This is a genomic window from Glutamicibacter sp. NPDC087831 (assembly GCF_044742845.1).
Taxonomy (GTDB): Bacteria; Actinomycetota; Actinomycetes; order Actinomycetales; family Micrococcaceae; genus Glutamicibacter.
Genome location: NZ_JBIUVH010000002.1, coordinates 127381 through 153272 on the forward strand (window position 1 = coordinate 127381; position 25892 = coordinate 153272).

The following is a 25892-nucleotide window of genomic DNA, read 5'->3' on the forward strand; positions in this document are numbered from 1 at the left end:
TCGTACTGTGGAGCCACCGCGGGTTTGCGCATAATTCACCAGATCGTCTCGCGCAAGGCGCGTCTTAATCGTTGGCGTTGGCTTCGCAGGATCGTAGCGTCGAAGATGAGTACGTCCAAAGCCAGCACGATCGAGAGAAACGGTGGAACAAATGGGTTTTGCGTATGCGGATCCTGAAGTATTGACCGAGGCGCAACGCGAAGCTGTGGCAGAGCATCAGCGCCGTGTCCAAAGCGACTCCCGGCGCCTGTCGTTGCGTGCGCTGCGCGAAGAAGCGGAGCTGAGCCAGGTAGAACTTGCCACCGTGCTGAAGCTGAGCGTAGACCGCATTGCCCGCATGGAGACCGGCGACCTGGACCGCGTCCAGCTGGCCACTTTGCGCCGCTACGCCGAAGCCATGGGTGCCCGCCTGCAAGTAAAGGCGATCCGCGAGGACATGCACGCCGAACTTGGCTAGCGATTCAAGCCCCCGGCAATCACTGCCAAGCCGCCATTCCTTTCCGACCGGTCAACGCAAATAGCGCGCACCTCGTCGATAAATATGCCACCCATCGCTCAGACGCGCCCAGTGAGGTCTGACTCACTGCGCCGACCAGCTAAAGTATTCCGGTGAGATGCGGGTTATAGACCTGTGTCACAAGGAAGTTCTGAAGGGGTTATTTTGCACGAACGTATTCACCACCGGGCCTTTGCTGATCGCTTGATGAGCGCCGAGCAGGCTGCAGAGTTCATCAAGCCGGGCATGACCGTAGCCATGAGCGGCTTTACCGGTGCAGGATACCCGAAGGCCGTGCCCGGGGCACTGGCTGCGCAGATGGAGCGCCAGCACGCTGCAGGCAAGGACTTCAAGATCAACGTGCTTACCGGCGCTTCCACCGCCCCTGAGCTTGATGGCGTGCTGGCCAAGGCCGAGGGCATGAACCTGCGCCTGCCATACATGTCCGACCCTGAGCTGCGCCGCCGCATCAATGACGGCAACATGGAATACATGGACATCCACCTGTCCCACGTTGCCCAGCACGCCTGGTTCGGCTTCTACGGCAAGATCGATCTGGCCATCGTCGAGGTTGTCGGCGTCACCGCCGAGGGCGATTTGATCCCTTCCAGCTCGGTGGGCAACAACAAGACCTGGCTGGAGATGGCCGACAAGATCATCATCGAGGTCAACGCCCAGCAATCCGCGGCCATGGAAGGCATGCACGATGTCTACTACGGCACCGCACTGCCTCCGCACCGCAAGCCAATCGACCTGAGAACCGTGCGTGACCGCATCGGCCAGCAGTACATGGACGTCGACGTCAACAAGATCGTCGCCGTCGTGGAAACCGACGCGCCAGACCGCCTGAGCCCCTTCGCCCCGGTGGACGAGACCAGCGAGAAGATCGCCGATCACCTGCTGACCTTCCTGGATTCCGAGATCCGTGCCGGACGCCTGTCCGAGAAGCTGCTCCCGCTGCAGTCGGGCGTGGGCAATATCGCCAACGCAGTGCTCGCTGGCCTAGCCCGTGGCGGCTACAAGGGCCTGACCGCCTATACCGAGGTCATCCAGGACGGAATGCTGGAGCTGATCAAGGACGGGACCATCGAGTTCGCCTCTGCCACCAGCTTCTCGCTGTCTTCGGAGGGCATCGAGGAATTCAACCGCAACGTCGACCACTACCGCGAGCGCATCCTGCTGCGCGCCCAGGAAATCTCGAACCATCCGGAGATCATCCGCCGGCTGGGCTGCATTGCGCTGAACGGCATGATCGAAGCCGACATCTACGGCAACGTGAATTCCACCAACGTGCTGGGATCGCACGTGATGAACGGCATCGGCGGCTCGGGCGACTTCGCCCGCAACGGCTACCTGTCGGTATTCATGTCCCCATCGACCGCCAAGGGCGGCAAGATCTCGGGCATCGTTCCTTTTGCTTCGCATGTGGACCACACCGAGCACGACACCATGATCCTGATTACCGAACAGGGCCTGGCCGACCTGCGCGGCCACTCGCCAAAGCAGCGTGCGCAGCTGGTCATCGATAACTGCGCCCACCCGGAGTACCGCCCGATGCTGCAGGACTACTTCGACCGTGCGTGCAAGGAAAGCTACGGCAAGCACACCCCGCATCTGCTGGGCGAGGCCCTGTCCTGGCACCAGCGCTTCCAGGAGACCGGAGACATGCGCCCGGCCAGCTAGTCGCCGGCCAGACGGGGCGCGATGCGCAGGATGCGGTCATCGCCCGCCCCTGGCTGGCCGCGCCCGTCGGTATTGTTGGTCAGCACCATCAGTGCGCCGTAAGGATCCACTAGCACGTCGCGTAGCCGGCCGAGCCGGCCATCGAGCAGTTCATGCTCGGTGGCCGGCTCGTCCAGTTCCACCGCGCGCAGCACTTCTCCGCGCAGATTCGCCAGATAGAGGGTGCCATCGAGGATCGCGATGCCGCTGGGGCTGGCCTCGGACGGGGACCACTGCGCAATCGGATCGGTGTACGACGGATTTCCGCCGCTTTTTCCCTCGGCTTCGGGCCAGCCGTAGTTTCCCCCGGCTTCGATGATGTTCAGCTCGTCGAAGGTGTTCTGCCCGAACTCGCTGGCGAACATGGTGCCATCAGCACCCCACGCCAAGCCCTGCACATTGCGGTGCCCGTAGCTGTAGACGAGGGAATTCTCGAACGGGTTGTCGTCCGGGACGCTGCCGTCAGGTGCCATGCGCAGGATCTTTCCGCCCAGCTGCTGCAGGTCCTGGGCTTGCTGGGGATTGCCCGCATCGCCCACGGTGGCATAGAGCATCCCGTCCTGACCGATGGCCAACCGCCCGCCGTTGTGGATGCTGGCCGAGGGCAACCCGTCAATCAAGGTGCGCGGGGCCGACAGTGAAAGATTCCCGGCGCTGCCTTGCAACGTGAACCGCTGGATGCGGTTGCCGAATTCCGCGGTGGAATACGCATAGAGCCGGTCCGGTGCGAGGAAGGCCAGGCCCAGCAATCCGCCTTCTCCCGTCGCTACGAGATCGTCGATCCGAGCCACTTCGCGGCCTGGTCCGGATCCTGGAATCTCCACGATCCGCCCAGAATTACGTTCGCTGACCAGCAGGCTGTCTTGGGCGTAAACCATGGACCATGGGGCGTCCAAGCCGGTGGCCAGGGGAGTTGGAACAGTTTGCGATTCGGTAGCTGGAGCTGAAGGCGGGGTTGGCGCGGAGCATCCGGCGAGGAACACTGCGCCGAGCACTAGGCAGGTACCCAGAATGCGCTTCATCGAGCTGCTATCCATGCGCTGGTTGATGGCGCGTCGGGCGATAAGTCAGTTCCTGGATCCGTCCGTCCAGCAGCTTGGACTCGACAAGTTCCAGATCGTAGTCATCGACCCCGCCAAGTACCGGGGCAGAACCGCTATGCCCGGTCAGTACCGGGAAGATGGTCACCTGGATGAAGTCCACAAGACCTGCCGCCAGCAGGGAATGGTTCATCGCCAAGCAGCCGTGGGAGCGCAGCGGCACATCTGAAGCTTCCTTGAGCTGTGCGACGACTTCCAGTGCATCAGCTCGCTCCAGCGTGGGGTTTGGCCAGGACAGCGGCTCTTCCAGGGTGGTGGAGATGACGGTGGCGGGCTTGTCGTGCAGGGCCACACCCCACGCGTCTTCAACCTCGGGATTCGCCTCGATTTCTGCCCAGAAGCGGCTGAAGAGACGGAAGGTGTTGGCTCCGAAAACCATGCGGCAAGCCGGAGTGTAGAGCGCGAGGCGGTGAGCTAACAGCTCTGGCCCCTGTTTTCCCCAGTAGCCGCCCCAATCGCCGGCGGCGCTGCCGAAGCCATCGAGGCTGCTGAACACATCGAAGGTATAGGTCGCACTCATGGCGAATCTCCTGGAGCTTGAGCGTTAGATGCCATCTACCGTACGCCCGTGCTCGCGGTGTGAAAACCAGCTAGGCCGGATTCTCAGGCAAATCCACATTCTGGGTGCGCAACTGGCCGCGGGATAGCTGCTTGCCGGTGGATTCATCGGTGATGATGACCTCCCAGAGCTGCTGGGTGCGCCCTTGGAGTAGCGCGGTGGCGATCACCTGGACCCGTGCTCCGGTGGAAGGGCGCAGGAAGTCGGTGGCGTTGTGCACGCCGACTGCGAATTGCCCGCGTTCGGCCACCGCGTAGCTGGCGCCCACCGATCCTGCGCTCTCGATGATCGAGGTGTACACGCCGCCATGGACTACGCCCCAGGGGGTGTGGTGGTTCTCGTCCAACTGCGCGTGGCCGCGTACTTCAGTGGCTGTGATTTCATCGAATTCCAGTCCGATGCTTTCGCTGAAACGGCTGGACTTGTTGGGAATCCGTGGTGCTGGGTTATCCAATTGGTGATCCTCGGGCTAGTTCGGTGTGCTGGCTTCTAGCGCCTGGGCGCGCAGGACATTCTTCTGCACCTTACCAGTGGAGGTGCGCGGCAGATCCTGCGGGAAGACGATGGTGCGCGGCACCTTGAAACCGGCCAGCTTTTCGCGGGCGAATTCAATCAGCGTTTGCGCGTCCAGGGAGGATCCGCTGGCGCGGATGACATATGCCACCGGACGCTCGCCCCATTTCTCGTCCGCTATGCCGATGACGGCCAGGTCCAGCACCTCAGGGTGCGAGGCCAGCGCCTGCTCCACCTCGATGGTGGAGATGTTCTCGCCGCCGGAAATGATGATGTCCTTGGCCCGGTCGCGCACCTGGATGTAGCCATCCGGGTGCATGACACCCAGATCGCCGGTGTGGAACCAGCCGCCATGGAAAGCTTGGGTAGTGGCCGCTTCATCGCGGTAGTAGCCGATCATGACGTTATTGCCGCGCAGCACGATTTCGCCCATGGTCTGTCCATCCGCCGGGACATCGTTCATGTTCTCGTCAACAATGCGTGCGGACTCGGCGGTAATCATGCCAACGCCTTGGCGGGCGAGCTTCGCGGCCCGGTCCGGGCCATCGAGGGCATCCCACTCATCCTGGTACTCGCACACCGTGTACGGTCCGTATACCTCGGTGAGGCCATATACATGGACTACCTCGATGCCCAGCTTCTGCAGCTTGGAGATGATTGCCGGGGACGGGGGAGCTCCTGCGGTGGTGATGCGCAGTGGCGCATCGAGCTGGTGGGCGCGGGTGGAGTCGGCGATGATGGAGCAGACGGTCGGAGCGCCGCACAAGTGGGTGGTTCCAAGATTCTCGATGGCATCCCAAACGGAATCTTCGCGCACGCCGCGCAGGCACAGGTGGGTTCCTCCCGCTGCGGTGACGGCCCATGGAGTGCACCAGCCGTTGCAGTGGAACATCGGCAGGGTCCACAAGTAGCGGGTCTTGGCCGTGAAGCCCTGGTGGTGCGCTTCGCCCAACGAGTTCAGGTAGCTGCCGCGGTGCGAGTAGAGCACGCCCTTCGGCTTGCCGGTGGTGCCCGACGTGTAATTGAGAGTGATCGGAGCCCGCTCATCGGCGATGGCGTAGGGAAGTCTTTCATCCGAGGCTTGTGCGATTAGCTCGTCCAAGGTGGCGTCCACGGGCACGTCCGGACGTTCTCCGGCGTACTGGTCATCGGTGATCTCGATGAGCGCCTCCAGCGTTGGGTTCTCGCGGCGCAGGGTCTTCGTGTTCTCCAACAGCTCTGTGTCGGCAAGCATCAGCTTGGCAGCAGAATGATCAATGATGTATTGCAGCTCGTGGGCCGAGAGTCGGGTGTTCAGGGCAACGAGGACTGCGCCTGACAGCGGTACGGCGTAATGCGCCATGAGCATTTCGGGAGTATTCGGTGCCAGCACGGCCACGCGGTCGCCCGGCTCAATGCGAGCCTTCAGCGCCTGGGCAAAGCGGTGCACCCGTGCTTCGAATTCTTCATAGGAGAAGATGCGAGTTCCATGGATGACGGCGGTCTTCTTCGGATAGGCCTCGACTGTGCGTTCCAAGAAACGCAGTGGGGTCAATTCTGAATGGTTGGCCTGAATCTCTACCATGGTGTGGCTATTCCTCAATCGTCATCGATGGTTACGGAGAACAATAAGCAGGAGTGTGACTCAATGCACTCCATGACCAATAGTGGCATGAACCTCAGCGTCATGCCGGGAAACCAAGTTTCATTACGGTGGGCGGTAGGGGATTCGCGCCAGGGCCCCGAGCCCAGGGGAGGCGTTAGTGTTCTGCCGAATCAAGGGCGGCGGAAGCCTGCTGCGATCATGGGGGCCGAGGGGTTCAAGAAGCGCGGCGCATAGCGAATAAAAGGCTGCCCAAGGACTTCTGGTGGGGCCTTGGATCGAATATTGCGTCGAATATTGCGATTTGCGAAGTGAAATGTTTGACGGCTGTTCGTCATGAGCCATATCGTTTTAAACAGAATCAAGAGCATCAGCTATAAGCCCTGGCTTGCTGATCGGCAACCCTCTCAACGGTAGTGGGGTGCTCCAGGTGAGGATTCGGTTCCACGCAAAATGTGCTGGAACAAGTACCGCACACGGCGCGGAACTTCAGCCCAAGCGGCTTCGAGTAACGAGAAGCCAATGCTTGCAGGCTACTGCGCGGTGGGCAAGACCCAAAGGAATCGAGCCATGTCATTGAATCTTGAACTTGACCCGTTGACCCTGCGCAAGGTTTTCGCTCAGCATCCATCAGGGGTAGCCGCCCTCTGTGCAGAACTGGATGGCGTGAAGACGGGACTTGTCGCTTCATCGTTTACCGTGGGAGTTTCCCTCGAACCTGCACTGGTGATGTTCGCCGTGCAGAAGTCCTCGAACACTTGGCCAAAGCTGCGCGAAGCTGGCCGCATTGGCGTCTCGGTGCTGAGCGAACGCAATGATGGTGTCTGCGCTCAGATTGCCTCGAAAAATGGCGACCGGTTCCGCGGAATCGATACCTATTCCTCGGATCAGGGCGCGCTCTTCGTCAACGACTCAACGTTGTGGTTGGAGACTTCGATCTACAACGAGGTCGAAGCGGGGGATCACTGGGTAGTCCTGATGGAAGTCCACGGGCACCGCACCTCCGAGCACTCGCCACAGATCTTCCATGATTCGCGGTTCCATTCGCTGCCGATTCCTGAGCTCGTATAAGCGCTTCGCATCTTCCAAAGCTCCGGCCAGATCAAAACATCGATCTGGCCGGAGCTTTTTGAATTCCGGTTAGGCGGGTTGAGCCGTTCCCCGCAGCCCTCGACACCGGCAATGCCCGTTCTCTCACGCCACCCAGAAGACGTGGCAAGATGGCTGGCAATCTCATGGCCTGCCTTCTTGGGCCAGCTGCCCCAGGCATTTGGCGATAACCTCGTCATCAAAGTATCTGTCGCGAGAAACCTTGAACTCGCCATATCCGCCACCCGTCTGGGCCGTCGAACAGAACCACGCAGATAGCTCATGGATCCTCGCTGCACGCTGGACCAGAGCGGCAGAGAATTGCCGGCAACCCTCGCATGGGGCTTCCGAGCCATGCAAAGGCTGCGCATCACAAATGAAACCGGCGCTTTATGGCGTCTTCACTGGCGCGCGTCGCGGACGCGAAGTGGCGAGAGTGCGCCGGCAGCCCAGTCGCTGATCCAGGTTCGCCCGCCGAGTCGTTGCACACATTAAGTTATCCACCGCCCCCGAACGCAGAAACCCTAGCCGATTGTGGACTACTGGAAGATCCGGCCTTGCTGGCGAATTTAATCCACGGTGACTTAGGGTTTTGTAAATTCACCAGTATCCACAAGGTTATCCACAAAACTGTGGACAAGACGTGGGCAAATGTGTACAAAGGCTGAAAAACCCCGGGAACTGGGCGATTAAGGGTGTTGATAACCTTGGGTCGGTTGGCGTGAGCTTCAATGAATTAAGTTTCTGTCCACAGGTGTGCGAATACAAACAACCAAGTCAACAGATATTAATGATACGTAGAGTGGGGTAATCCACAGAGTTCTCCCCAGACTGTGAACAGGGAAGTCCACAGGTAGAGGAGTGTTATCCACATATTCTGTGGATAATGAGGTTTACGCCTGTTAATAACAGCCCTAGTGTTGGGTTCGGGAGAGAAATATCCACAGGCGCCTGACATCCAAATGTCCGTATCGACTGACACGATGAAGCGTTGCCATGAGGCAAGGATAATTTTTCCCAGCGGGTCAATAGGGGATGGAAGTGTCTGCAATGAGTGCTGAGCCGGTTTACGAAGGACGAGATTCCGACGCAGGGCGCAAGCCGCCACAGGATATCGAGGCCGAGATGTCGGTCCTCGGTGGCATGATGCTCTCCAAGGACGCCATTGCTGACGTCGTTGAATCCATTCGCGGCACCGACTTCTACCGTCCCTCCCACGAATCGATTTACGAGGCGATTGTCGACCTCTACGGTCGTGGCGAACCAGCCGATGCGGTCACCGTAGCCGACTTGCTGACCAAGCGCGGCGAAATCTCGCGCATTGGTGGCGCCGCCTACCTTCACAATCTCATCCAGCAGGTTCCAACTGCAGCCAACGCCGGGTACTACGCAGAAATTGTGCGCGAACGCGCCGTGCTGCGCCGATTGGTTGACGCTGGAACGCGTATTGTCCAGATGGGCTACTCGCCAGATGGTGAAGTTGACGCAATCGTCAACGAAGCCCAGGCAGAGGTCTACAAGGTGGCCGAGAACCGCAGCAGTGAAGACTACGTGCGACTTTCGGACATCATCGAAGACACCGTTGATGAAATCGAGAACGCGGCCAACGCGGGCGATGGCATTACCGGTGTGCCCACCGGATTCTATGAATTCGACGAGCTGACCCAGGGCCTGAAGGGCGGCCAGATGATCATCATCGCCGCCCGTCCTGCGGTGGGCAAGTCAACCTTCGCGCTGGACTTCGCCCGTTCTGCTGCCATCAAGCACAATATGGCCACCGTGTTCTTCTCCTTGGAAATGGGCCGCAATGAAATTGCGATGCGCCTGCTCTCGGCCGAAGCATCCATCCAGCTCCAGGATCTGCGCAAGGGCTCGGTGGAAGACGCACAGTGGACCAAGATCGCCACGACCATGGGCCGGCTGAACGAAGCCCCGTTGTTCATTGATGATTCGCCGAACATGTCCATGATGGAAATCCGTGCCAAGTGCCGTCGCCTCAAGCAGCGCAATGAGCTGCGCATGATCATCCTGGACTACCTGCAGCTGATGAGCTCGGGCAAGCGTGTGGAATCGCGCCAGCAGGAAGTTTCCGAGTTCTCGCGTAACCTCAAGCTGCTCGCCAAGGAACTCGACGTTCCGTTGATTGCGCTGTCGCAGCTGAACCGTGGTTCCGAGCAGCGTACCGACAAGAAGCCAATGGTTTCGGACCTGCGCGAATCGGGCTCGATTGAGCAGGACGCCGACATGGTGATTTTGCTGCACCGTGATGACGTCTACGACAAGGAAAACCGTCCGGGCGAAGCTGACGTGATTATCGCAAAGCACCGTGCCGGTCCGACCAAGACCATCACCGTGGCCTTCCAGGGCCACTACTCGCGCTTCAACAACATGTCCACCGAGGGTTAGTCCCAGTCAGAACTCATATGGCACCTACTAAGCCAGCGAATTGCTGGCTATAGTGGGTGCCATGTTCGCTTCGATGCAGGCTTTGCTGTGGGGCACTGTGGCCGGCTCGGCCCTGTTGCTGGGATCCGGCGCGGCCTGGTGGCTGAAGATCCCCAAGATCTGGGTCAGCGCCATCATGGCCTTCGGTGCCGGGGTCCTGGTCAGCGCACTGGCCTTCGAGCTGGTGCTCGAAGCCTATGAAACCGGCGGCCTCGTTGCGACGCTGGGCGGCGTGATCGTGGGCGCTGCCTTGTATTTCGGCGCGAACCGGCTGCTGGCCTGGAGAACCTCAAAGCGGCAGGCGCAGCGCGCAGGAGAGCAGGAGTCATCGGGAACCGCGCTCGCGGTCGGTGCACTCATCGACGGCATTCCCGAGTCCGTGGCCCTTGGACTTTCCGTGGTCGCCACCGCGAGCATTAATCCGGCGATGCTCATCGCCATATTCATCTCCAATGTCCCCGAGGGACTGGCGAGTACCGCACAGATGAAAGCGTCCGGGCGCAAGGGGTCCTCGATCGTTTTGCTCTGGGGATCGATAGCCATTTCCTGCGGCATCGCTGCCTTCCTCGGAGCGCTGCTGCTGGAATCCATGCCCGGTGAAGTGCTGGCCTTCGCCACCGCGGTCGCTGCCGGAGGCATCTTGACGATGATCGCCGACACCATGATCCCGGAAGCCTACAAGGTGGAGCACGACTACACCGGGTTGCTGGTGACCTCGGGCTTCCTGGCGGCCTTCAGCCTGCACGTGATCGGCGGCTAGGGGAAACCTGAGATCATGGATGCATGCCCCTGAACCGCAGCAGCCAATCAGCCGAGCGCGCCGAGTCCACGATCTATGCTCCGCAGTATCTTGCCACCACCCTTGGCATGTTCGTGCTCGTCTTCCTGGTCGCTTTCGAATCCATGGCCGTGACCACGGTAATGCCACTGGTCAGCGAGCTGCTGGAGGGCGAACGCTACTTCGCCCTGGCCTTTGCCGCGCCAATCGCCAGCGGGATGCTGGGGATGGTTGCCGCCGGAGAAGTCACCGACCGGTGGGGGCCCAAGCACCCGCTGTCCATCGCCGTGGCCGTTTTCTGCATTGGGCTGCTGATCTGCGGTTCAGCCGAGAACATGCAGGTCCTGATTGCCGGGCGCATCTTGCAGGGAATTGGCGGTGGCGCGATCACCGTCGCCATCTACGTGCTCATTGCCCGCGCGTATCCTGCGCATCTGCATTCCAAGATCTTCGCCCTGTTCGCTACCGCCTGGGTGGTCCCGGCGCTGATCGGCCCCTGGCTGGCCGGCTTGATGGCCGTGCACCTCGGTTGGCGCTGGGTGTTCTCCGGCGTGGCGGTGCTGGTTGTTCTCGCGTTCTGCGGGATCGTGCCGGCGTTGAAGTCGCTGAGCTCCCAGCGCAATCCGGACCTGGGGCCGATTTCCAAGAAGCGGCTGATGCTGGCCGGCCTGGCTGGACTGGCTGTCATCTGCATGAACTTGCTCGGCAATGCGCAGGGCAGCTGGTCCCTTCTGGGACTGGTCTTGGCATTGGCGGTAGCCCTTGCAGCAATTCGCCCGTTGCTGCCCAAGGGCACGTTCAGCTTGGCCAAGGGGCTGCCGTCCACCATCATGACCCGCATCTTCGTGGCCGGGGCCTTCTTCGGCGTGGAAGTCTATCTGCCGTACCTGCTGCGCGAGGATTACCAGCTGGGTCCCGACCGGGCGGGCCTGATCCTGACGGCCTCGGCATTGTGCTGGTCGGTGGGTTCATGGCTGCAGGGAAAGCTGGGGGATAAGGTGGAATCCTCCACCTGCATCACCGTGGGTGCGATCGCCGGCAGCGTAGCGATTTCAAGCGCATTGGCCACCGCGATCTTCCATCCGCCGGTCCTCGTGCTGGTCTGCGGATGGGCCGTGGGCGGCTTCGGCATGGGGATGATCTTCCCGCGGCAAAACGTGAACATGCTGGCCCTGTCTGCCAAGGATGAACAGGGATTCAACTCATCGGCAATGACCGTGGCCGACTCCCTGGGCAACGCCGGAACCACCGCCATCGGTGGCGTCATCTTCGCGATGGCCGCCACCGGGATGGAGTTCATCTCGGTCTTCAGCTTCAGCCTCTTGCTGATTCTGGTCCTGATCGCGATCTCGCCGCGCACCAAACCTGTTGCGCAGCCAGCAGCCTGACTACGCTGGGATCATGGACACAGAGCTTCCCAAGACGAGCAACCCCGCCGCCAGGGCTTTCGAGCAGGCCGGCATCACCAGTCTCGAGCAGGCGGGGCAAGCCGGCACCGCGGCGCTGCTCGCGCTGCACGGCGTCGGCCCGAAAGCCATCCGCATCCTCCGCGACGAGCTGGCCGCACGCGGCCTCAAGATGAACCCCTGAGATCTCCGGTTTAGCCGCGCGGCAGGATGCCCAGGTGGTCCTTGTCCGGTTCCACGATATGCTGCGCATACTCGGTGTGCTTGGCAACGTAGGCCTTCACGTACGGGCAGACCGGAACGATCCTGGCACCGCTGGCGATGGTGTTCTCCAGCGCGAATTTCACCATGACGCTGGCTAGGCCCTGTCCGCCGTATTCCTCATCCACGGTGGTGTGGAAGAAGATCCGCTCGACGCCTTGGGCCCCATCAAAATCGCGGTAGTGCGCCGCTCCGATGATCTTGCCGTCATCGTCGAGGGCGAAGCGCTGGCGCTCGGGCAGGAATACTGGTTTGATGTCGCTCATTGGGAGTTCCTTATTGGTTAGGCGGGGTTCACGCGCGGGCGCAGGCGAACGGTGGGAAGTGCTGGAGCCGGCAAGGCTGCCGGAGTATTAGGCGGGAAAGGCCCGAAGCGATCCTCGGAGGCATCCCCGGGCTCGGCCCCGATCTCGGCCTGCCATTGCGCGCGGAACGCGAGGACTTCCTCATGGGTGCGGCCTACGAAGTTCCACCACATCAGGATGTCTTCCTTCAGCGGCTCTCCGCCGATGAGCAGCGCCAGAACCGGCTGGTCCCCGGACTTCAGGCGCAGGGTCGTGCATCCCGCACGCACGAACCCGAGATCGCGTGGAGCGAGTTCATGGCCGTTGACTTCAAGATTGCCGGAGTCCAGGAGGATCCCGTGCTCATGGTGCCCGGGGACAACCACTTCGATCTCGGTGTTCGGTTCAAGGCGCAGTTCGGCGCCACCGAGCTCGGTGTGCGTCTTCACCGGGGAGGTGGACGACTTGCCCGACACCCCGTAGGTGCCAAGGAAGACCGACAGCGACCAGCCGGGAGCGGTGAGCGCTTCCGGGCGGTAGTTCTCAAAAGTATGTTCCATATCCCGTGCATGACCCGGCAGCGCGGTCCATAGCTGGGCGCCGTGAAGGATGGTGGTGTCTTCGGTGAGGATCTCCGAATGGCTGATTCCGTGCCCGGCGGTCATCAGATTGACCTCGCCGGGTCGCACGGTCGCCTTGAACCCGGCCGAATCCATATGGTTGATCTCTCCGGTGAAGAGCCAAGAGACAGTCTGCAGTCCGGTGTGCGGGTGACGGGGCACGTTCATCCCGCCGGTGACTGCGACATCGTCAGGACCGTAATGGTCCAGGAAGCACCAAGCGCCGATCAGGCTGCGCTGCTTTTGCGGCAGTGTCCGGAAGACCGTCATTGCCCGCGGACCGCCCAAGGGCACTTCGCGTGGTTCCAGGATTTCAACCTCTGCCTGGGAACGCACTGCACTGCAGCCGATCTCCTCAGGCCGGTGCTCAAGATTGCTCATATGCCAAGGCTATTCACTGTGGCCCGCTTTGACTACTTGCGCCACCGATTCGAACGCAACTGGAATTGGCGCTGCGACCCGGGGCAGCTTTCGGCCCGGGCACGGTATTCTCGACCGCGGTACGATCAATGCAGTGGTATTAGGCATCTTTCAAGGAGCTTGCGACAACGTGGACAGTGCTATTCTTCGCGACGAAGATCTTCTCAAGCTGGAAAAGCAGGTGTGCTTCGGCCTGGCCGTAGCCTCGCGCTCGGTGATCTCGGCATACAAGCCCGTGCTGGATCCGCTGGGGCTGACGCATCCCCAGTACCTGGTGATGCTGGCCCTTTGGGACTTGGGGCCGATCAGCGCCCGTGCCCTCAGCGGGCATCTGCACCTGGATCCGGGAACGCTTTCCCCGTTGGTCAAGCGCCTCGAAACTGCCGGTTTGGTGGCAAAGACGAAGAACCCGGACGATGAGCGGGCCGTCATCATTCAGCCCACCGAGAAGGGTGCCGCGCTGCGTGCTGAAGCGGTGGAGGTGCCGCGCGAAATGATGGCCCGGCTTGCCCTGACCGACAAGGATGTGCTGGAGCTGCGCGGCATCCTGGACCGCATTATTGCTGCAGGTTCGAACGCTCCGAAAAGCTAGAACCCCATTTAGTTGGTGCACCAACTAATGACGTATGATTGAAGTGCCAGTGCTCGCAAACCCAATGACCGAAGAGGACGACGATCATGGATGAATCACCCCTGCCGATCATTTCCGATACCACCGGACTAAGCGTCGGCTACCGCATATTCTGGCGTCTGAAGTACTTGGGATTGTCCATCTTCGGTCCGGCCGAGCGCCGTGTCCTCGCCAGCCCTCGCGAACGCATCAAATGGGACCGCGCAATGAAGGTCATGCGCGCCCATGAAGCTGCCGGAACCTCGCCGGATGAGCAAACGCTGTACACCGCGAGCCGCATGGAGCCTCGCCGTCCGCAGGGGTAGTTGCCCCTGCGGGTGCACCTGATGGCGGGCCGCGATAATATTGACCTTATGGAATCGATGACTGAACTCGTAGTCGCCCGGCAATTTTCCGCACCGAAGAACGCCGTTTGGGCTGCCTTCGTCGAGCCGGAAATCATCGCCCAGTGGTGGGGTCCCGATGGCTGGCTTGTCGAGGAAGATTCCGTCGTATTCGAAGCCAAGGTCGGCGGCCGGCATGAGCTGAATATGGTGCAGGCTGATAACCCGGATGCCAAGGTGCCGCTCAAGGCGGTCCTGACGTCTTTCGACGAGTACGAATGCCTGGTCAGTGCCGACGGCCCGCACGAAATGACCTTGGACCTCGTGATCGAAACCCGTATCGAATTCAAGGAATTCGCCGGGCAGACGATGCTGACGCTGACCCAAACCCCATTGCCTTATGAGGTTATCGAATCCAGCACCAAGGCATGGAATTCCGCTTTTGCGAAGCTCGAAGCGCTGCTGGCGGAATTCTTCTAGGCCTTTAGTACGGCAGGGGAAGAACCAGCACAGCAGCTGCGAACGCCTGCCAGTTTCGCGCTCTTGCCGGCGGAGTCAAAGCGCAGCACGTGGCTGAAAGGCGTTTCGCTGCGGATACTGGCGCAGTTCTGGCAGGTTCATGCCGTGTAGCGCAACCAGAATCCCATGATGATCTGATGGCGCGGGGCATTGCCGCACGCAACCGGAGCATCGACTTGCACGCCAATTCCTTCCTCCGGTTGCCTGCGCCCTAGCCTCGCCCGATGTAGGGCATTCCGCCAGCAGTGATGGTGAATTGGTTGATGGAGGTACCGAGCGGAACCCCGGCGATGTACGCAACGGCCTCAGCGGCTTGGGCCAGCGGGAATGTCGGCTCGACGAGCCGCTGGCCGCCCGGTTGCAAGGCACCCTGGGTGGCACCGAAATCATCGAGCAGGTCACTGGCGGTGTTGCCGATATCGAGCTGCGTGGCCCTGATCCGGTGCTCCCGTCCATCAAGTTCAAGGCATTTGGTCAAGCCGGCGATGCCGTGCTTGGTGACGGTATAGGCAACGGAGTTCACCCGCGGAACCTGCGCTGAAATCGATCCATTGTTGATGATGCGTCCGCCGTCGTTGGCCTTGAAATGGGCAAAGGCCGTGCGGGCCGCGTTGATGGCCCCGGTGAGGTTGATCCGGCAAACCTCATCCCACTGGGCCGGACTCAGCTCATCGATGGCTGCCGAGGGACCGAAAATCCCGGCATTATTGAACAGCGCATTGACCGTGCCGAAACGTTGCGCCGCTTCGGCAAACAGGTGTTCCACAGCCTGCGGATCACTAACATCCGTGGGAACCACCAAGGCGGAACCGTGGCCTTGCGCCGTCTCATGCAGGTTAGCCGCGGTGCGCCCGGCGAGCACCACATTCCATCCCTGCGCCAGCAGCAGGCGTGCGGTGGCGCGGCCAATGCCTGATCCTGCGCCGGTGATGGCAATCGTGCGCGGGGCCTGCGGGACTCCAGATGCGTGGGACATCAATTCTCCTTGCGGAAAGCTCAACAGTGATCGGACGAGGCGCGTGGTCTCATCCTAGGAATTTGCGCCGCCAAACCCCAGTTTTCGCCTGCATGTTGCGAAGCGCCCCCGGCGCATTTCCCGGATCAGCCTGGCAAGCAACTAACCTTGAAGTGCTCGGTCCCCGCGACCCCGGCCGAACATTCCCTAAGGAGGCTTGTGTTCCTCGACGTGCTCTATGGCGTGCTGCCGCTGTTCTTCGTCATGCTCATCGGCTACGGCGCCAGCCATGCACCCAAATTCCCGGCCAGCGTGGAACCGGCACTGAATGTGTTCGTCTTCTATGTCGCCTTGCCGGCGCTGCTCTACAAGGTGGTAGCCCGGGCGGATATCAGCGAAGGCGTGCCGCTCGCATTCCTGTGGATCAGTATCGTCTCCGCGCTGCTTTTCGCCCTGCTCAGCTGGCTGGCTTTCCGCTATCTGCTACGCGCAAACCGGGCGCGGGCGCTCGCCGGCATGCTGACCACCAGCTTCGGCAACGTGTCGTACTTGGGAATCCCGATTATCCTCGGCGTCATGGGCACAGAAGCCGGGTTCGCCGCGGGCATGGGGCAACTGGTCCACAACATCATCTTCATGGTCGGATTCCCCATCCTCGCCCAAATTCTCTTGCCCAACGGCAAAGGAGGCCAGCATCCGGCAAGCGCCGTGCGCATCGCCCGGACCATCCGCAATGCCCTGGTTTACAGCCCGGTCACCTGGGCCATGGTCCTTGGCGGCACGGTAGCAATCCTCGGTGTGCCCGTACCACGGCCGGTGGACGACACCGTTGACCTGATATCCGCCGCGGCCGCCCCGGGGGCGCTCTTCGTCATCGGCATGTCGCTGAAGCGGACCATTGACCGTTCGCGTGCCAGGAAGCATGCACCGGTTGCTCCGGATGGCTCTGGGGCTGGCGGCAGCTGGGCGAGAACCTCCATCGCGGCCATGGTGCTGGGCAAACTCGTGGCGATGCCATTGCTGACGGTGGCCATGCTGCTTGTTTTCGCCCCGGATCTGGATCGCATCTGGTTCAATGCCGCGGTGCTCATGGCGGCCATGCCGGTCAGCGCAACCGCCTACATCATGGCCCAGAACGACACCGGGGATGGCGAGCCGACCGCGGTGGCCATCGTGATCACCTGCGTCCTGTCGGTCATTGCCTTGCCGGTGCTGGCTCAATTGGTACTGAAGTAGTCCCCGCGCTTTCCTTGACCTTTGCCCCGGTGCGGGGACAGTCTTGTAGCAGCACAGGCTAATCAGCCCGGAGTATCCAGCCCGAGAGATGAGATGCAGGGATTTGATGAAGAAGTTTTCGCTGGCCGCCATCGCCCGAACCCAGCTGAGGGAAGCCGCGGATGCAACCAATGGCCGAGCTGCCAGCACGGTTTTCGGCGGACATGAGCACACCCTGCGCCAAACCGTCATTGGGCTCACGGCCGGCACCGAGCTGCAAGAACATGTGAATCCCGGCGAAGCGACACTGCTGGTCCTCCAGGGCAGGGTCACCGTTTCATCCATGGGCAACCAGTGGGAGGGGCGCAGCCAGGATCTCATTGTGCTTCCCGAGGGGAGGCTGAAAATCAGCGCCACGCAGGATTCCAGCGTGCTGCTCACCGTAGCCAAGATCGATCGCTAGGGGACACCAAAATGCGGGCCAGTTCACATCCATGAACCGGCCCGCATCTGCAGGGGAGAAGGACTGATTAGACGCTGACCGCGTCCTTCTCCCGGTCTCCAGTGCCGCTTTCGCCGGCCGCGGCTTCGGCGTCTGCCAAGTCCCCGGCTTCAGCGTCGATGGCGTCGGCGGATGCCGCGGCTTCGCTCGCCTTGGCTTCAAGCGCCCGGCCTTGCAGCGCGGCGAGCTCCTCGGCGGAAACCGGGTGGCTGGAGGTCTGCACCGGCTTGAGCTGGTCGATGACCATGGTCACGGCCAGGCAGGCCAAGGCCCAAATGGCCAGGACCACCAGGTGGGAGCCGAGCCCGACCCCGTCGAAGTAGACGATCGCGCGGATGGCTTCGACGGCAGCCGGCATCGGCAGGATGTCGTGCAGGATGGTGAAGATGCGCGGTTCCATGTAGATGGACAGCCCGCCATTGGAGGCGGGGACGCCCAGGAACATCACGATCAGCATGGTCGGGACCAGGCAGACCATGCCCAGCAGGCGGTTGAATACCGTGGTGAGCATGGCCACCGCGAAAATCGCGAGCATGCCGACGCTGAACAGCTGCCCGAAGTGGCCCTCCACTGCCCCGGTGAACGGGCCGGCGATCAGGCAGAGCACGGCGGACATGAAGGCCGAGTACACGGCCACCAGCGGGACCAGTTTCTGCAGCGGGGCCATGTGCGGTGCCGCGGTGGCGCCGACCATGATGACCATGAAGCCTGCCATCACCCAGCCCATGCCCAGGTACATGGCCACGGTGCCCATATTGTCGTGCTCCGGAAGCGGGGCCAGCTCCTGGTGGTCCACGTCCATCTGCTGCGCTTGGCCGATCTGCGTGAACACCTGGACCACCAGCTGCGATGCGGCGTTGCCGGAAGCCTGGGCGGTATAGACGGCAGCTTCCGGGCTCTGCTCCGAAGGCAGCACGAAGGCCCCTGTCAGCTCCTGGGACTCGACCAGGTACCGGGCGTCAGCGGCATTGTCCATGGCGGTTAACTCGAACATGCCCTCCATGGATTCGTTCAGCGAATCCACGGTCTGCTGGGCCTGCTCCACGGAGGAGCCCACGACGGCTACCGGCATGTCGCGTGGCACCGGGGTCTGCATGGCGCCGAGCATCGAGCTGAGCATGATGGCGATCATGCCGAAGGGCAGCGCGGCCAAGGTGATGTAGCGCCACGCCTTGTTCTTGGGGCGCGGGCCGCCATGCAGGGAAGCGACATTGATCTGGGTGGGGATATCGCTCTTGCCCTTGGCGATGCGCAGGGCATCGAGCAGGGCGACCAGCAGCAGCGCCGCGACGGCACCGCCGGCGAGAATCAGGATATGCCGGGCCGCTCCGTCGCCGTTGAAGTACAGCACCGAGCGCATGGCTTCGCCCAGGGCCGGCATCGGCAGGAACTGGTGCAGGAACGGGAAGATCTTCGGCAGGGTGTAGACCGACATGCCCATATTGGAGGCCGGCTGGCCCAGCACCATGAACAGGAACATTCCGGGGATGACGGCCATGGCGCCGAATATGCGGGTCAGCAGCAGCTGCCCGGCGCCCACGGCGAAGACGCCCAAGGCCAGGGTCGACCACGCGGGCAGGATGCTCGCGGCAGGAATGACGCCCAGGATCGGGCCGCCGACGAGGATGCCCAGCCCGGAGAGCAGGATCGACCATCCGCCCAGCAGCGGCAGCGCGCGGCGGCGCTTGAGCAGTTCCGGGGAGTTCGAGAAGGCCATCGACCAGGGCATGTAGCCGGCAGTGATCATCGCGGTGGCCAGCAGCATGGCGCCCATGCCCATGGAGTCGTTCTCCGGAAGCGGCACCAGATCCTGGGAAGCCAGTTCCAGCGACTGCTCCATGATGACCGGCGTGAGCACGGCCGTGATGGCCGAGGTGGCTGACATGCCGGCGCCGCTGGCGGTGTACAGCGTGGCCGTATCGCCATCGAGGTCCACCGCAGCGGTGACTTCGCGGTCGTAGACCAGCTCGCGGGCTTCGCGGGCCGAGTCCACGAAGCGCAGGTCCACGGCCTCAGCATTGCTGTCCTCCAGCGCCCGGGCAAAGTCACTGGCCGCTGCGCTGCTGGTGGCCGAAATGGCCACCGGCATGTTCGCGGCCGACTGGTGGTGCATGGCCCCCAGGTAGCCCCAGATCATCATGCCCACGATCATCAATGGCATGATGAACACTGCGACAGTCCTGCCGATCTTTTCGGCCTTGGCGCGTTTGGCGGCCGCTTCCTGCTCGGAAAGAGGCTGCTTCTCGTGCTTGGCCCTGCGGGAGGGCGGCGGGTTTTCAGTGACTGCGGCGTCGTTGCTCAACTGCGCATGCTCCTTGGATTCTCGGTCTGCAGCGGGGTGCGAGGCAACCCGCCAAGGTCTTTAGTTGAATACTAACAACTAATTTACGCCACATGGCGTAAAATTGTCAGCAACTGTGCCGAGGTTCACTTCCTGGACGCCGGGACGAGATGATGCGAGGAAAGGCGGGAATGGTGAGCCGACACGGCGATAAGGCGCGGGAGGTCTTGCTCGATGCGGCAGAAGAGCTCTTCGCGAGCCACGGCATAGACGCCGTATCGAATCGGAAAATTACCGAGCATGCCGGTACTGCCAACCATTCGGCGATCAAATACCATTTCGGGAGCCGCGAGGACCTGTTGCAGGCCATGCTCCAGCGGGCGCTGGACGACATGCGCAGCTGCCGCAACCGCCTGCCATCCCTTGCTGGCGGACCGGAGGCGAGCCTGCGCGAGGTGGTCACCGTGCGGACCCTTCCCTGGATCTATTCCTTTGACGCGCTGCCGCGGCCCTCCTGGCGGGCGCAATTCCTCTACCAGGCACGGCTGCATCCAGGACTGCCGGCGATTGTGGGCGACAGCCTGCGCGACGAGGTGCTGAGCGTGGCGGGCCCAGGACGTGCTCGCAAGGAATTCGAGGGCATTCCGGAGGTCGTGGTCAGGTCGCGTGCGCTGATTCTCGGTCCGATGTTCCTGGGGCTGTGCGCGCAGTACGAGCGCACGGTCAATGAAGGCAAGCAGCAGGGCAACTGGGAATCGCTGGGCTACTTCCTGGTCGATTCCATGGTCGGCATGCTGGCGGCGCCAAGCACCGCTGCGGCCGACTTCATGGGATTCGGCGAGGACTAGCCGGGCTGGCGCGAGGCGCTGCAGCTGGAACTAGAAAAACGCAGAGGCCAGGTCCCGACGCCTCAGGGGTTGGCCTCTGCGTGGTCTTCAGGGGACGCTTAGCGTCCCGGGTGCTGGCCGAACAGGCGGCTCCACAGCGAGGGAGCCTCGCGGGTGATCCGCGGCTGGCGGGCAATATCCGGATCCAGGTTCTCGATGGGCTGGAACAGTCCGGTGCGCAAGGCGTCGGTGGTGGCAATGAGGCGCTGGCCCTCCGGTGTGCAGTTGATCTTGCTTGGGTTGATAGCGGTCATTGCGACCCTCCTTCACGATTTCGCATTTCCACAATATGGAAATTATCTTCTGTGTTGTGAAACCATTATGTGGGCTAGGTCGGAGCGTTTGCAATAGCTGGGCGCAAAATTATCTATCCACGATATGGAAACCGGCAAAAAGTCACACTTGTTAAAGTTTTTCCAGCTTTCGCTTGACTGCGACGCTGTGAGGTGGATTACAGTGGTGACACAAGGTTCCACGAAACCAGCATCGAGTCGAAGCCGAAGTCTCCTTCGGTGGTAAGGGTGTTCAGCCAAGGTCCGTGGAAAGAACGACCGTTTGAAAAGAGCTGATCACCCGATGCGTTTAGACGTATTCAACCAATTGCCCGCAGCCGAGGCCGCTGATTTCCTGCGCCCCTGCGTCGATGTCGACCGCTGGATCGATGCCCTTGTTTCCGCCCGTCCTTTCAGCAGCTTCGATGCGCTTTCCAGCTTTGCGCTGCAGGACGTCGCTCCCTTCAGCCGCGAGGAAATTGCCGCCGCCCTGGCCCACCATCCGCGCATCGGCGAACAGGCGCAGGGAAGCAGCAAGGAAGCGGACCTCTCCCGCGGCGAACAGGCAGGCCTGGACCTTGATGACGATGTCGCCGGCCGCCTGGCAGCAGCCAACCGGGCCTATGAGCAGCGCTTCAACAGGGTATTCCTCATCCGCGCCGCCGGCCGCAGCACCGAAGAAATCCTTGCCGAATGCGAACGCCGGCTGGCCAACGCAGAACAGGCTGAACTGCTTGAAGTAGCCGAGCAGCTGCGCCAGATTGCGCTGCTGCGGCTGGAGAACTCGGTGGACAACTAAGCCCATGCCCGGGGCGAACCCCTGCGCATTTATCGATACCAATCCCTCCGACAGCCAGGAGATGAACATGGCAGATGGAAATGGCGAACGCAGCCACATCACCACCCACATACTCGACACCGGGACCGGGAGGCCTGCCTCCGGTGTCAAGGCCACGCTGGAAGCCAAGACGGCATCCGGCTGGCAAGAAATCGGCTCGGGTTCCACGGATGCCGATGGCCGCATCAAGAACCTCGGACCGATACAGGTTGAAGCCGGCCGCTACCGGATTTCCTTTGAAACCGGCGGCTACTTCGGGAAGCAGGGAACGGAAAGCTTCTTCCCCGCGGTAAGCATCGATTTCTTCGTCAACGACGTCGACGAGCACTACCACGTACCTCTTCTTATCAGCCCGTTTGCATATTCCACGTACCGAGGGAGTTAGAACAATGACTACCGAAATCACCGCCCCAGCAGATACCAAGATCGTGCTGGGCTCCAACCAGTACGGCAAGGCCGAAGTCCGCCTGGTCAAGATCACCCGCGACACCGTGCGCCACCAGATCCAGGACCTGAACGTCACCAGCCAGCTGCACGGCGACTTCACCGCCGCGCACCAGGACGGCGACAACGGCCGCGTCGTCGCCACTGACACCCAGAAGAACACCGTCTATGGCCTGGCCCGCAACGGCGTGGGCGCCATCGAGGAGTTCCTGGTGCAGCTGGGAAACCACTTCACTGGCGAATTCGAGTGGATCACCGGCGGCCGCTGGGCAGCCCAGCAGTTCTTCTGGGACCGCATCAACGACCATGACCACGCCTTCTCGCAGAACAAGTCCGAAGTGCGCACCGCCGTGCTGGAAATCGACGCCGAAGGCAAGAAGTCCATCGTTGCCGGCCTGGAGGACCTCACCGTCCTGAAGTCCACGGGCAGCGAGTTCCACGGTTTCCCGGTGGACAAGTACACGACCCTGAAGGAAACCACCGACCGCATCCTGGCCACCGACGTGACTGCGCGCTGGCGCTACACCGGCCAGGCCATCGCCCAGGGCATCGACTTCGACGCGGTCTACACCTCGGTGCGCCACCTGCTGCTGACCCGCTTCGCCGACACTCACTCGTACGCGTTGCAGCAGACCATGTTCCAGATGGGGCAGGCAGTGCTCGAAGCGCATCCGGAAATCGCCGAAATCAAGATGTCCCTGCCGAACAAGCACCACTTCCTGGTTGACCTGGAAGTCTTCGGCCAAGACAACCCCAATGAGGTCTTCTTCGCCGCGGATCGCCCATACGGCCTGATCGAAGCGACGATCACCCGCGAAGGCACCGAGGCGAATCACCCCATCTGGGCCAATATTCCGGCATTTATCTAACTGAACGGCGTTGAAGGTGGGCCGGCGCTGGCACGCCGGCACACCTTTGGCAGCGACTGACGTAGGAGGTCAGCCTTGAGCGCTACACAAGATGAATCTATCAAAGGCAATCGTCCCGAGGACGCGAAGCTCCCTCTGGGGAAGTCCTTTGCCTATGGCCTGCAGCATGTCCTGACGATGTACGGCGGCATTATCGCCCCGCCGCTGATCATCGGAAACGCTGCCGGCTTGGCCCCGGACGAGGTGGGCCTGCTGGTCGCCTGCTGCCTGTTTGTCGGCGGGCTGGCCACCATCCTGCAAACCGTGGGCATCCCGTTCTTCGGGGCGCAGCTGCCGCTGGTCCAGGGCACGTCCTTCGCATCCGTGGCTACCATGGTGGCCATCGTCAACGGGGGAGGCGGAATCCAGGCGGTCTTCGGGGCCGTGCTCGTCGCAGCGCTGATCGGCTTCCTCATAGCGCCGTTCTTCGCCCGCATTGTCAGGTACTTCCCGCCGGTGGTCACCGGCGTGGTCATTACGATGATCGGCATCTCGCTGACCCCGGTCGCGGCCAACTGGGCCATGGGCGGGGACGCGAAGGCCGATGACTACGGGTCGCTGGCCAACATCGGCCTGGCCGCCGGAACACTGCTGGTGGTCCTGCTGCTGTCCAAGGTCGGCAATGCAGCGATTTCCCGCATGTCGATCCTGCTGGCCATCGTGCTGGGCACCGTCGCCGCAGCGCTGCTGGGCATGGCCGATTTCTCGCAGGTCGGGCACGGCGCGATCTTCGCCTTCCCGCAGCCACTGGCCTTCGGCATGCCGGTCTTCGAAATCGGCGGCATCATCTCGATGACCATCGTGGTGCTGGTGATCCTCACCGAAACCACCGCAGACATCCTCGCTGTGGGCGAGATCGCCGGATCGAAGGTGGATTCCAAGCGCATTGCCGACGGCCTGCGTGCCGACATGGCCTCTTCCGCAGTGGCGCCGATTTTCAATACCTTCACCCAGTCGGCCTTTGCGCAGAATGTCGGCCTGGTGGCCATCACGGGCATCACCAGCCGCTTCGTTGTCGCGGCCGGTGGCGGCATCCTCGTCGTGCTCGGCTTGCTGCCGATCCTCGGACGAGTGGTCGCTGCCATCCCGACTCCGGTGCTCGGCGGCGCAGGCATCGTGCTCTTCGGCACCGTCGCCGCTTCCGGGATCCGGACCCTGTCCAAGGTGAAGTACGACGGCATGAACCTGGTGATCGTCGCGGCATCGATTGCCTTTGGCTGCATCCCGATTGTGAAGCCGGACTTCTACGCTGGATTCCCCACGTGGTTCGAGACGATCTTCCACTCCGGGATTTCCTCGGCGGCCGTGATGGCCGTGCTGCTGAACCTGCTGTTCAACGAACTCAAGTTCGGGAATACAAAGGATGCATCGGTCTTCTCGGCGGCTCCGCCGCGCATGGTCAAGACCGAGGAGATCTGCGGATTGCTCGATGGCGACCACTACGTGGGCGGCAAGCTCATCGACAAGGAAGGCTACGAAATTCCGGTGGTCACACCCGATGAATTCGAGCAGATCCAGACCGGAGCCATCCAGATGCCTGTACCCAGGCCTGCCGAGACATCAGGGCACTGAGGAATCGGCCCCATCCGAACCCGACGTCTACGACGAGCTCGATGACGAGAAGTAGCAGCTAGCGCGAAATGCTCGCAAACTCCGGTTTGCGGGCATTTTGCGCGAGCTCGAGCAGTTGCACTTCACAGCGCGAACAGCCAGGGAGCACCGCCGGACGAGTTTTCCGGGCACCTTGCGCAGGGCTGGCCCAAGTGCTGGATTGCGTTGGAAGTTCCGTGCAGGCACCGGACCAGTCAGGGGCTCCTGTGCGGCAGCGGGAGCATCGGCGTTTTGCGAGGGTCTAAGCTAGATGACTGTGAGTTCAGCAAATCTTTCCATCGGCGTTGACATCGGTGGCACCAAAATCCTTGCAGCCCTTGTGGATCAAGAGGGGAACGCCTTCGGGCAAATCCGCCGCGAGACACCTGACCATGACGTGGCGGGGACCGAACGTGCCCTGGCTGAGATGATCCGCGAGCTCTCGAAGGGCAACGAAGGTCTTCCGGTGGGCATTGGCGCCGCGGGATGGATGGACCGCAAGGGGCAGAACGTGCTGTTCAGCCCCCACCTGTCTTGGCGCAATGAACCGGTGCGCGACCGTCTGATGCAGCTGGTAGGACATGAAGTGACTCTGGTCAACGACGCTGATGCGGCCGGCTGGGCCGAGCATCGTTTTGGCGCGGGCCGGGGCGAAAGCGACATGGTGTGCCTGACCCTCGGAACGGGGATCGGCGGGGCGGTCATCCTCGGAGGGCAAATCCACCGTGGCAAGTCCGGGATTGCTGGCGAATTCGGGCACCAGGTGATCGTTCCCGGCGGCCATCGGTGCGCCTGCGGAAACCGCGGTTGCTGGGAGCAGTACGCCTCTGGCAATGCCCTGGGCCGGGAAGGAGCCGAACTTGTGCGCAGCAAATCACCGGTGGCCTTCCGCCTGCGCGAGGCCGTGGGCGATGATCCGGACGCCGTTACCGGGGCGGAGGTAACTCGACTTGCCGCAGAGGGCGACCCGGCGTGCGCCGACCTCATTGCGGATATGGGCGAATGGCTCGGGTTGGGCATTTCGAATCTGGTCTCGGTTCTGGATCCGGGGACCATCGTTATCGGCGGCGGCTTGGGCGCGGCGTCGAAGCAACTGGTGGCCACCGCGGAGGAGACCTACCGCCGCACCCTCTCCGGCAGGGGCTACCGTCCCTTTGCGAAGATCAGCCAAGCCGAATTGGGTCCGGTGGCAGGCCTGATCGGGGCTGCTGATTTGGCGAGGTTCAATCAACAGCAATAAACATTGACAGGA

At 61.9% G+C, this 25892-nt stretch carries 27 protein-coding genes and 1 riboswitch; of the genes, 18 read left to right on the forward strand and 9 right to left on the reverse strand.

What is annotated here, in order from left to right:
• Positions 1-151: 151 nt before the first annotated feature.
• Both ACIOJF_RS07080 and ACIOJF_RS07085 read left to right on the forward strand, forming a co-directional pair.
• A complete protein-coding gene (locus ACIOJF_RS07080) occupies positions 152-457 on the forward strand; it encodes a helix-turn-helix domain-containing protein (RefSeq protein WP_402697037.1) in 306 nt (101 codons plus the stop codon).
• A 204-nt stretch (positions 458-661) separates the two neighbouring features.
• On the forward strand, positions 662-2179 hold the full coding sequence (locus ACIOJF_RS07085; RefSeq protein WP_402697039.1) for an acetyl-CoA hydrolase/transferase family protein: 1518 nt from the start codon (positions 662-664) through the stop codon (positions 2177-2179).
• Here ACIOJF_RS07085 and ACIOJF_RS07090 read toward each other — a convergent pair.
• The 4 genes from ACIOJF_RS07090 to ACIOJF_RS07105 form a co-directional block, all read right to left on the reverse strand.
• A complete protein-coding gene (locus ACIOJF_RS07090) occupies positions 2176-3240 on the reverse strand; it encodes a PQQ-dependent sugar dehydrogenase (protein ID WP_402697040.1) in 1065 nt (354 codons plus the stop codon). The genes ACIOJF_RS07085 and ACIOJF_RS07090 overlap by 4 nt on opposite strands.
• Before the next feature lie 7 nt (positions 3241-3247).
• Positions 3248-3838, reverse strand: coding sequence for a dihydrofolate reductase family protein (locus tag ACIOJF_RS07095; RefSeq protein WP_402697042.1), 591 nt, complete (start codon positions 3836-3838; stop codon positions 3248-3250).
• 70 nt (positions 3839-3908) lie between these two features.
• Complete coding sequence (locus ACIOJF_RS07100; protein ID WP_402697044.1) at positions 3909-4331, reverse strand: PaaI family thioesterase; 423 nt, start codon at positions 4329-4331, stop codon at positions 3909-3911.
• 15 nt (positions 4332-4346) lie between these two features.
• Positions 4347-5954 carry a long-chain-fatty-acid--CoA ligase gene (locus ACIOJF_RS07105; protein ID WP_402697046.1) on the reverse strand — a complete coding sequence of 536 codons (1608 nt, stop codon included), beginning with the start codon at positions 5952-5954 and terminating at the stop codon, positions 4347-4349.
• Between the two features lie 377 nt (positions 5955-6331).
• Positions 6332-6448, forward strand: a riboswitch (SAM riboswitch).
• Positions 6449-6542: 94 nt separating this feature from the next.
• On the opposite strand from ACIOJF_RS07105, the gene ACIOJF_RS07110 reads away from it, so the two are divergent.
• From ACIOJF_RS07110 to ACIOJF_RS07130, 5 genes are all read left to right on the forward strand, one after another.
• Positions 6543-7043, forward strand: coding sequence for a flavin reductase family protein (locus ACIOJF_RS07110; RefSeq protein WP_402697048.1), 501 nt, complete (start codon positions 6543-6545; stop codon positions 7041-7043).
• Between the two features lie 1068 nt (positions 7044-8111).
• Positions 8112-9467 (forward strand): replicative DNA helicase, encoded by a 1356-nt coding sequence (dnaB, locus tag ACIOJF_RS07115; protein WP_105656572.1) that lies wholly within the window; start codon positions 8112-8114, stop codon positions 9465-9467.
• A gap of 61 nt (positions 9468-9528) precedes the next feature.
• Positions 9529-10266, forward strand: coding sequence for a ZIP family metal transporter (locus ACIOJF_RS07120; protein WP_402697050.1), 738 nt, complete (start codon positions 9529-9531; stop codon positions 10264-10266).
• A 23-nt stretch (positions 10267-10289) separates the two neighbouring features.
• Positions 10290-11672 (forward strand): MFS transporter, encoded by a 1383-nt coding sequence (locus tag ACIOJF_RS07125; RefSeq protein WP_402697052.1) that lies wholly within the window; start codon positions 10290-10292, stop codon positions 11670-11672.
• A gap of 13 nt (positions 11673-11685) precedes the next feature.
• Positions 11686-11874, forward strand: coding sequence for a hypothetical protein (locus ACIOJF_RS07130; protein WP_105656632.1), 189 nt, complete (start codon positions 11686-11688; stop codon positions 11872-11874).
• A gap of 10 nt (positions 11875-11884) precedes the next feature.
• Here ACIOJF_RS07130 and ACIOJF_RS07135 read toward each other — a convergent pair whose 3' ends face one another.
• On the reverse strand, positions 11885-12217 hold the full coding sequence (locus tag ACIOJF_RS07135; protein WP_105662222.1) for a GNAT family N-acetyltransferase: 333 nt from the start codon (positions 12215-12217) through the stop codon (positions 11885-11887).
• A gap of 17 nt (positions 12218-12234) precedes the next feature.
• The gene (locus ACIOJF_RS07140; protein WP_402741405.1) at positions 12235-13236 is read right to left on the reverse strand and encodes a pirin family protein; all 1002 of its coding nucleotides are present in this window, start codon (positions 13234-13236) and stop codon (positions 12235-12237) included.
• A gap of 169 nt (positions 13237-13405) precedes the next feature.
• Here ACIOJF_RS07140 and ACIOJF_RS07145 point away from each other — a divergent pair, with 169 nt between their 5' ends.
• The 3 genes from ACIOJF_RS07145 to ACIOJF_RS07155 all read left to right on the forward strand — a co-directional run bounded on the left by ACIOJF_RS07145 (position 13406) and on the right by ACIOJF_RS07155 (position 14709).
• A complete protein-coding gene (locus tag ACIOJF_RS07145) occupies positions 13406-13867 on the forward strand; it encodes a MarR family winged helix-turn-helix transcriptional regulator (protein WP_105656568.1) in 462 nt (153 codons plus the stop codon).
• 86 nt (positions 13868-13953) lie between these two features.
• On the forward strand, positions 13954-14211 hold the full coding sequence (locus ACIOJF_RS07150; RefSeq protein WP_286134083.1) for a hypothetical protein: 258 nt from the start codon (positions 13954-13956) through the stop codon (positions 14209-14211).
• 57 nt (positions 14212-14268) lie between these two features.
• The gene (locus ACIOJF_RS07155; protein WP_166650752.1) at positions 14269-14709 is read left to right on the forward strand and encodes an SRPBCC domain-containing protein; all 441 of its coding nucleotides are present in this window, start codon (positions 14269-14271) and stop codon (positions 14707-14709) included.
• Positions 14710-14959: 250 nt separating this feature from the next.
• Here the strand turns inward: ACIOJF_RS07155 and ACIOJF_RS07160 are convergent, their stop codons facing one another.
• On the reverse strand, positions 14960-15724 hold the full coding sequence (locus ACIOJF_RS07160; protein ID WP_133833833.1) for an SDR family oxidoreductase: 765 nt from the start codon (positions 15722-15724) through the stop codon (positions 14960-14962).
• A gap of 198 nt (positions 15725-15922) precedes the next feature.
• Here ACIOJF_RS07160 and ACIOJF_RS07165 point away from each other — a divergent pair, with 198 nt between their 5' ends.
• Complete coding sequence (locus ACIOJF_RS07165; protein ID WP_402741406.1) at positions 15923-16939, forward strand: AEC family transporter; 1017 nt, start codon at positions 15923-15925, stop codon at positions 16937-16939.
• 106 nt (positions 16940-17045) lie between these two features.
• Positions 17046-17381, forward strand: coding sequence for a LuxR family transcriptional regulator (locus ACIOJF_RS07170; protein WP_133833835.1), 336 nt, complete (start codon positions 17046-17048; stop codon positions 17379-17381).
• Positions 17382-17448: 67 nt separating this feature from the next.
• Here the strand turns inward: ACIOJF_RS07170 and ACIOJF_RS07175 are convergent, their stop codons facing one another.
• Complete coding sequence (locus ACIOJF_RS07175; RefSeq protein WP_402741407.1) at positions 17449-19722, reverse strand: ABC transporter permease; 2274 nt, start codon at positions 19720-19722, stop codon at positions 17449-17451.
• Positions 19723-19892: 170 nt separating this feature from the next.
• On the opposite strand from ACIOJF_RS07175, the gene ACIOJF_RS07180 reads away from it, so the two are divergent.
• Complete coding sequence (locus ACIOJF_RS07180) at positions 19893-20549, forward strand: TetR/AcrR family transcriptional regulator (RefSeq protein WP_181148786.1); 657 nt, start codon at positions 19893-19895, stop codon at positions 20547-20549.
• A gap of 98 nt (positions 20550-20647) precedes the next feature.
• On the opposite strand, the gene ACIOJF_RS07185 is transcribed toward ACIOJF_RS07180, so the two are convergent.
• Complete coding sequence (locus ACIOJF_RS07185; RefSeq protein ID WP_105656560.1) at positions 20648-20842, reverse strand: hypothetical protein; 195 nt, start codon at positions 20840-20842, stop codon at positions 20648-20650.
• A gap of 322 nt (positions 20843-21164) precedes the next feature.
• Between ACIOJF_RS07185 and uraD the strand changes: the two genes are divergently transcribed.
• The 5 genes from uraD to ACIOJF_RS07210 all read left to right on the forward strand — a co-directional run bounded on the left by uraD (position 21165) and on the right by ACIOJF_RS07210 (position 25880).
• Positions 21165-21659, forward strand: a complete 495-nt coding sequence (uraD, locus tag ACIOJF_RS07190) for a 2-oxo-4-hydroxy-4-carboxy-5-ureidoimidazoline decarboxylase (protein ID WP_105656559.1) — start codon at positions 21165-21167, stop codon at positions 21657-21659.
• A 67-nt stretch (positions 21660-21726) separates the two neighbouring features.
• Positions 21727-22083 (forward strand): hydroxyisourate hydrolase, encoded by a 357-nt coding sequence (gene uraH, locus ACIOJF_RS07195; RefSeq protein WP_105656558.1) that lies wholly within the window; start codon positions 21727-21729, stop codon positions 22081-22083.
• Between the two features lie 4 nt (positions 22084-22087).
• Positions 22088-23011 carry a factor-independent urate hydroxylase gene (gene pucL / locus ACIOJF_RS07200; RefSeq protein WP_105656557.1) on the forward strand — a complete coding sequence of 308 codons (924 nt, stop codon included), beginning with the start codon at positions 22088-22090 and terminating at the stop codon, positions 23009-23011.
• A gap of 75 nt (positions 23012-23086) precedes the next feature.
• Entirely contained in the window at positions 23087-24622 is a 1536-nt protein-coding gene (locus ACIOJF_RS07205; protein WP_105656556.1) for a nucleobase:cation symporter-2 family protein, read from the forward strand.
• A 295-nt stretch (positions 24623-24917) separates the two neighbouring features.
• Complete coding sequence (locus ACIOJF_RS07210; protein ID WP_286134082.1) at positions 24918-25880, forward strand: ROK family protein; 963 nt, start codon at positions 24918-24920, stop codon at positions 25878-25880.
• Positions 25881-25892 lie beyond the last annotated feature (12 nt).

Excerpts from the sequence above, each read along its gene's own strand:
- ACIOJF_RS07185 (WP_105656560.1), bottom strand. The coding sequence starts at position 20,842 with ATGACCGCTATCAACCCAAGCAAGATCAACTGCACACCGGAGGGCCAG.
- ACIOJF_RS07140 (WP_402741405.1), bottom strand. The coding sequence starts at position 13,236 with ATGAGCAATCTTGAGCACCGGCCTGAGGAGATCGGCTGCAGTGCAGTG.
- uraD (WP_105656559.1), top strand. The coding sequence starts at position 21,165 with ATGCGTTTAGACGTATTCAACCAATTGCCCGCAGCCGAGGCCGCTGAT.
- ACIOJF_RS07125 (WP_402697052.1), top strand. The coding sequence starts at position 10,290 with ATGCCCCTGAACCGCAGCAGCCAATCAGCCGAGCGCGCCGAGTCCACG.
- ACIOJF_RS07080 (WP_402697037.1), top strand. The coding sequence starts at position 152 with ATGGGTTTTGCGTATGCGGATCCTGAAGTATTGACCGAGGCGCAACGC.
- ACIOJF_RS07090 (WP_402697040.1), bottom strand. The coding sequence starts at position 3,240 with ATGAAGCGCATTCTGGGTACCTGCCTAGTGCTCGGCGCAGTGTTCCTC.
- ACIOJF_RS07135 (WP_105662222.1), bottom strand. The coding sequence starts at position 12,217 with ATGAGCGACATCAAACCAGTATTCCTGCCCGAGCGCCAGCGCTTCGCC.
- ACIOJF_RS07120 (WP_402697050.1), top strand. The coding sequence starts at position 9,529 with ATGTTCGCTTCGATGCAGGCTTTGCTGTGGGGCACTGTGGCCGGCTCG.
- ACIOJF_RS07105 (WP_402697046.1), bottom strand. The coding sequence starts at position 5,954 with ATGGTAGAGATTCAGGCCAACCATTCAGAATTGACCCCACTGCGTTTC.
- ACIOJF_RS07180 (WP_181148786.1), top strand. The coding sequence starts at position 19,893 with ATGGTGAGCCGACACGGCGATAAGGCGCGGGAGGTCTTGCTCGATGCG.
- ACIOJF_RS07150 (WP_286134083.1), top strand. The coding sequence starts at position 13,954 with ATGGATGAATCACCCCTGCCGATCATTTCCGATACCACCGGACTAAGC.
- ACIOJF_RS07130 (WP_105656632.1), top strand. The coding sequence starts at position 11,686 with ATGGACACAGAGCTTCCCAAGACGAGCAACCCCGCCGCCAGGGCTTTC.
- ACIOJF_RS07170 (WP_133833835.1), top strand. The coding sequence starts at position 17,046 with ATGAAGAAGTTTTCGCTGGCCGCCATCGCCCGAACCCAGCTGAGGGAA.
- pucL (WP_105656557.1), top strand. The coding sequence starts at position 22,088 with ATGACTACCGAAATCACCGCCCCAGCAGATACCAAGATCGTGCTGGGC.
- dnaB (WP_105656572.1), top strand. The coding sequence starts at position 8,112 with ATGAGTGCTGAGCCGGTTTACGAAGGACGAGATTCCGACGCAGGGCGC.
- ACIOJF_RS07095 (WP_402697042.1), bottom strand. The coding sequence starts at position 3,838 with ATGAGTGCGACCTATACCTTCGATGTGTTCAGCAGCCTCGATGGCTTC.
- uraH (WP_105656558.1), top strand. The coding sequence starts at position 21,727 with ATGGCAGATGGAAATGGCGAACGCAGCCACATCACCACCCACATACTC.
- ACIOJF_RS07155 (WP_166650752.1), top strand. The coding sequence starts at position 14,269 with ATGACTGAACTCGTAGTCGCCCGGCAATTTTCCGCACCGAAGAACGCC.
- ACIOJF_RS07110 (WP_402697048.1), top strand. The coding sequence starts at position 6,543 with ATGTCATTGAATCTTGAACTTGACCCGTTGACCCTGCGCAAGGTTTTC.
- ACIOJF_RS07160 (WP_133833833.1), bottom strand. The coding sequence starts at position 15,724 with ATGTCCCACGCATCTGGAGTCCCGCAGGCCCCGCGCACGATTGCCATC.